This window comes from Candidatus Nitrotoga sp. BS (assembly GCF_927797785.1).
Classification (GTDB): Bacteria; Pseudomonadota; Gammaproteobacteria; order Burkholderiales; family Gallionellaceae; genus Nitrotoga.
Window position 1 is genome coordinate 1 of sequence record NZ_CAKMLL010000102.1, and the last position, 5,417, is coordinate 5,417.

Consider the following 5,417-nt stretch of genomic DNA (forward strand, 5'->3'; position numbering starts at 1 on the left):
ATCTTTGTTGTCGCCGCTGTTCTTATCTTTGCTGTCGCGGCTGTTCTTATCTTTGCTGTCGCGGCTGTTCTTATCATTGTCGTCGCGGCTGTTCTTATCTTTGTTATCACCGGCATGGCTATTTATCAATAATCCACCGCCGATACTCTGTTTATCCATCTCTGCTTGCGCTGTGTATGTATAAGTTTTTGCGCCAGAAACGGTGCACGGCCCATTCGATGCGGCATATGTGTCGCTTATATTGGCCATAGTTAGTGTCAGCTGATAGAGAAAAAGACTGGAAGTTCCAGCCAACACTCCCGTGACACCTACAACCGAATTTCCCTGGTCTAACCATTCCAACTGGTTTTTAGTCCCGAGCGCACAAATTTTCACGGGCGCGCTTACCACGAACAGTGGCTGAGTCGCCCCCAAAGTAAGTGTCGCGTTGCCATCGAAATTGCTAAGAACCATTGGCTGAGTAAGTGCCCCAGAATGTGGGACGATGGCTGGCTGGGTTACCGTCGCGCCATTAACGCTGAGTAAGTGATCAGTGGCCCACGATACAGCCGGTATAACGAGGGATCCCATTAACATTGCGCACTTGAGTAACTGTGTTGCCGAAAATGTATTCATGCTCTACATACTCCACTAAATTGAATTATCTCTGCCGTACTCGCTAAGAAATAATAAGGTTTAACCTTCTAATTAGGTCAAGCAATTTTTATACCATTATAAATAGTATTATATTAACAATGTATTATATATTTTAGAAAGCTGCAAAAAATAACTACTGTAAAAAAATTCGACACTTCATTTAGGTGTTTCATGCGATCGGATTTGCGCAATCGCGTCCGGCACCTTGGATAACCGCAGAGCAATGACTGAATAAATCAAGATCTGGAACATGAGTTCCCAATAGGTGATTCCAAGTGTGCCCCCCCCAATTCCATAAGCAACAAGCGAGGCACGAAGCATGGCACCATGATTTACTACCCATGATTCCCCAGAACGGATTCCGCGCCTGATCATGAGTGAAAGAGAAATTATAGTCCCTATTAGCAGTGTGCTCCATAGTAAAAAACCAGGGATACCATGCTCAACAGCCACTTCCACATAGGCGCTGTGCCAATCCAGTGTACCTGGATCGCCGAAACCTTGAAACTTTGCATTGATTGCGCGCCACCCTTCGAAGCCGGAGCCTGTCCACGGGTCGCTCTGTAAATACGATAACCCTTGTTCCCATGCCCCCTGACGGCTTTGAAAGGACAAGTCTTGTTGATAAGTCGAGATGGTTTCCATGCGTGTGTGCCATTCTTCTGGCAGGTTTATTAACGCCAACCCCACACCCAACGCAACAAGTATGATCGCCAAAAACTGGTGTTTGCTATGCCACACCAGCATCGCACTCATTACAGTCAAGCTCACAAGCCCCCCGCGCGACCATGAGGTCAAAGCGGCGATGTAGCACAGAGCCACCGCAGCCACGATTGCCCAACGAAGTGCTGAATCTGATGTCTGGCGCAACCAAAGTATCAAGAGCGGAATAATCATGGCTAAAGCGACAGCGAATTCATTGTTCCCGCCAATCTGACTGTCTGGCGGGCCATAAACCCGATCCCCAAACCCTGTCATGACTGCCCAATAACCACCTTTTAAGGCTACCAGCGCAATACCGGCCGCAGTCGCAGCAATTAAGTAATGCAGTTTTTCTCGTGTATCTATCAGCCAAAGCGTAAGCAGTAATGGCGGAACGAGTTTGCTTACCTCGAGTAACCTGCCTCGAGACGTGTCCGGCAACAACGCAAACTGTGTGGTAATCACAAAATCGGCAAAAAGCAAACCTAACACGACCAAGCGCCAGTCCCAAAAAACCTTGGGCCACTGCCGCGTTTTCCAATAATCTACTGCCACCGCGAGACTAGTGGACAGAAACAATACCTTGAACATCGGAAGCTGAGACATAAACTCGCCGCCGTAGGATTGCGGGTGCATAGCGCCAAGTATTGCAAGGCCGACCACTCCAAGCCACGGACGCAACAAGGCGAGCCAGCATAGACCAACGAGAATGGTGAGTAAGGCTATATCACGCATGGCCGTTGTCCCGAGTCACAGTTGATTGCCTAAAATGTAGAGCGTCTTGCTCTGTGGTCAAATCAGCACTTGATACACGGGACTGCCCGGCTTTCGTTTTACTGCGATGAGTATCGCGCATTCGTTCGCCAAGAATCGTTGTGCCGATATAGCCTGCCAACCCCCCAAATACCTCCAGCGCCCAGTCCGTAATATCTGCAAATTTGCTGGGCAGTAATAATTGGCCAAGTTCAATCCCGAATGCAACCAGCCCAATCGAAATCAAAGCAACCCACCCCGCGATTTGTCGCCAGGAATAATGTTGGATTTGAGCCACTCCCAGCGCCAGCAAAATGCCCAGCGGTATAAAGAAGCCGACTTTGTGCAGCACCTCCGTCACCGCTCGATATTCTGTTCCATAGTAATACGTTTCAAACGGCACCCTATTCAAGCTTTGCAGGCGCTCCGTTATAAATGCGCGCCCGGTTTGAAAATCGAATGGATACCAAAAAATTGCTGCTAACAAACCGACCCACATCAACGCAAAACCCAGCCACAGCCAAGCCTGAGAGCGTGATGCGGTGTCTCCCTGTATTGCCTGCCGGGCTTGTCCTACCCAGTGTTTGCTCAACCAGGTACCCATCGCTGCACCGATTGCCGCAGTAATAATATCCGTAATGTCACTTACGCGTGAGTAGACGAACAGCTGCAAAAACTCAAGGAACGTTGCGATCAATATAACCGCGAACAACGACTTCAGGCGCACAGTTGGAGGCGATAAACGCCACAAAAATGCAACCGGCATCCAAATTAATGCATCGGTTAACAGTCCGTACCACGCTTCGGCCGGGTTTTCAAAAACAAAAGAGAACGGTATTAACACCACTCGGCCTTCGCGCCATTTGTGAAAAATTTCAACTGGGCTGAGTGTGAGATCAAGCGGCAGCAAATTGTAGGTGAACAACACAAATACATAGAGATACAACAGTCGGCCGGATAAGGTGGATGATCCCTTTGCGCTGCGCCATCCTGCCAGCCACTCTGACAAGCGGTGCCCGAAAATACACCATGCCATTACACCCGCAACAGCGCCAATACACTCCGCAAAAATGTCATTGAGTGACACTGTGCGAGGCGGAAAATACAACTGGGCAAACTCGATCGCAACACTCAGCCCTAAACAAGCAATAAATACCCACAGAGAAATTAACATGCGAACGATCAGGCCACGCGCTGACCACAGTACGCCACTCCAAAAAAAAGCCAATGGAATGAATAACAGAATATTTGCCACCCAGTCTGCGCGGTTGCCGATTTTCAAATCGTGGTAGCGAATGTTGCTGAATGCCTCAACAGCTTCCTTCAATGAATGATGTTGGAAATTCAAGGGCACGAGGCTACCGTAGATTACAAAAAGCGTATATGCAACGGCAAGAGCCAGTATGGGAAAGTGAGATGAGGAAGTGCTGAGCGAGTCATCCCCTGACTTTCGCTGAAGATATTTCGAAGTTGCATGCAAGTCAGGCATAAATTAATTTATTTTCGGGTGACGTTGTAATTTCAAGGTCTTTGATATTTTAAGCATAGCCATCAAGTTGGATACTCACACTTGTTGCGCGCCTGCAAACGATGCTTTGTCGTTGCCAGCAGTTGGAACCGTGAGCCCGTCTTCTACGAATAGTAATTATCTGCTGCCCACTCCAAACTTGTGAAGCCCGCGACATTTGGCGGCGAATAAATATTATTGGACTGAACCACAGCAGAACTGAACCTATCGAGATTGTAAGGATTTGAAGTGTGGCGTCAACTCGCCCCATCTTTAAAACACTCAAAAAACATCTTACTTAATCATTAAATTAGCGCTGCTACTGTTTAAAAGTGTAATTCTTTAGGGTGTTCGTTTTGCAATTGAACTATTGCGGGTGATTCCAGGAATGGGAACGGTGAATTTTGGTTGGTAGCGGCTGCATTTATTGTTTGAGAATGCTGCGCATAACGCTTGTAGCTGTCTTATCCAGTGTGATCATACTTCCGTCCGAAGTTTGCCACTGTTTAGACCCTTAAGTTGAACATCAGAAAGAACCCGGAAGATCGTAAGGGCAGCAAGGGCAGTATTCGTTTATACAATCATACCGACACCGAATCGGCCAAAATGGCCACCGGCAAAGGCGTGATTCAAGGCTATACCGGTGTCGCGACAGTCGATGAGAAGACACAAATCATCGTCGATGCGCAGGCGCATGGCACGGGCTCGGAGCAAGAGCTGCTGCTACCAGTAATTAAGGCTACTGCGACATTAAGCAACGCTGACAGGGTGATCAGCGCCGATGCTGGCTATCATTCGCAAGCCAATCTCAAGACATTGGCCGAGCAGAAATCAATGCCTATGTGCCCGACAACAGATATCGCAAGCGTGATGAAAGTTATGCCGATCAATACGTGCATGCTGCCAAGCCTGAGCCGCTATAGAACAAGACCAAAGAAGCAAAAAAACCCAAGTGTTTCAGGTCTGCCGATTCCCACTTGGCAGAAGATTGCTCCCACTGTGTTTGCTCAGCGGGCAAACGGTTGTATGGCAATGGATCCGATTGCACAATCAATGAGTATGCGGCGATGAAGTTTGCTGCTACCAAACAAGATTGCGTACCATGCAAGCGACGTAATGACTGCCTGCGCACACCCGATAAAACGGATACGCGGCAAGTTTCTTTTCTACAAGGCAAACGAGACATTCAGGAAAATCACACCGACCGGATGAAGGTAATAATGGATTCGAAAATAGGCCGAGAGATGATCACGCGCCGATTTGCAATAGTGGAACCGGTATTTGGTAACCTGCGCGACAACAAGCGATTGCACCGCTTTACGCTGCGCGGAAAACCAAGGTGGATGGGCAGTGGAAACTTTACAGCCCGGTGCATAATGTTGAAAAGCTAGCAAACCATGGTTATGCGAGATAAGGATGCCAAGAGGATTCATCCTCGCCTATGAATCGCATGCATAGGCCTGTCAGACTAGATTGGTCTGCAATGAAGATGTTCGATGGAAAAATAAGGAACATGAAATGAAGATGGCAGTTTGGTTTGAAAAATTTCTACCCAAGACTGAATCAGGTGTTCAGAATGGGCTTTTTCTACAGCCTCGTTAGGTTTGTAGGGGGGGGCTCAATAATATTTGACGAGCGATATCAACTTTGCTATAGTTCAAATCTTAGCTGACGCGGGGTGGAGCAGTCTGGCAGCTCGTCGGGCTCATAACCCGAAGGTCGTAGGTTCAAATCCTGCCCCCGCAACCAAAATGCGAACGCATTTACGGCAGCCCGTTCTTTAAAAGTTTACAGACAACCGACGAGTGTGGGTACATGC

At 48.1% G+C, this 5,417-nt stretch carries 3 protein-coding genes, 1 tRNA gene and 1 pseudogene; 2 read left to right on the forward strand and 3 right to left on the reverse strand.

Going from position 1 to position 5,417, the window contains the following annotated elements; translation table 11 throughout:
* The 3 genes from MJ769_RS12535 to MJ769_RS12545 all read right to left on the reverse strand — a co-directional run.
* The coding region (locus tag MJ769_RS12535; protein WP_239237485.1) for a hypothetical protein at positions 1-615 on the reverse strand (615 nt) is incomplete at its 3' end.
* A gap of 177 nt (positions 616-792) precedes the next feature.
* Positions 793-2,073, reverse strand: coding sequence for a putative O-glycosylation ligase, exosortase A system-associated (locus MJ769_RS12540; RefSeq protein WP_239237486.1), 1,281 nt, complete (start codon positions 2,071-2,073; stop codon positions 793-795).
* A complete protein-coding gene (locus MJ769_RS12545; RefSeq protein ID WP_256445727.1) occupies positions 2,066-3,580 on the reverse strand; it encodes a VanZ family protein in 1,515 nt (504 codons plus the stop codon). Before MJ769_RS12545 ends, MJ769_RS12540 begins: the two co-directional genes overlap by 8 nt.
* Positions 3,581-4,123: 543 nt before the next feature.
* On the opposite strand from MJ769_RS12545, the pseudogene MJ769_RS14805 reads away from it, so the two are divergent.
* A pseudogene (locus MJ769_RS14805) lies at positions 4,124-5,012 on the forward strand (transposase); the annotation flags it as partial.
* Between the two features lie 258 nt (positions 5,013-5,270).
* Positions 5,271-5,347, forward strand: a tRNA-Met gene (locus MJ769_RS12560).
* The last annotated feature ends 70 nt before the right edge of the window (positions 5,348-5,417 follow it).

What these genes read in the sequence shown, in the direction of transcription:
- MJ769_RS12540 (WP_239237486.1), bottom strand. Translation starts at nt 2,073, where the DNA reads ATGCGTGATATAGCCTTACTCACCATTCTCGTTGGTCTATGCTGGCTC.
- MJ769_RS12545 (WP_256445727.1), bottom strand. Translation starts at nt 3,580, where the DNA reads ATGCCTGACTTGCATGCAACTTCGAAATATCTTCAGCGAAAGTCAGGG.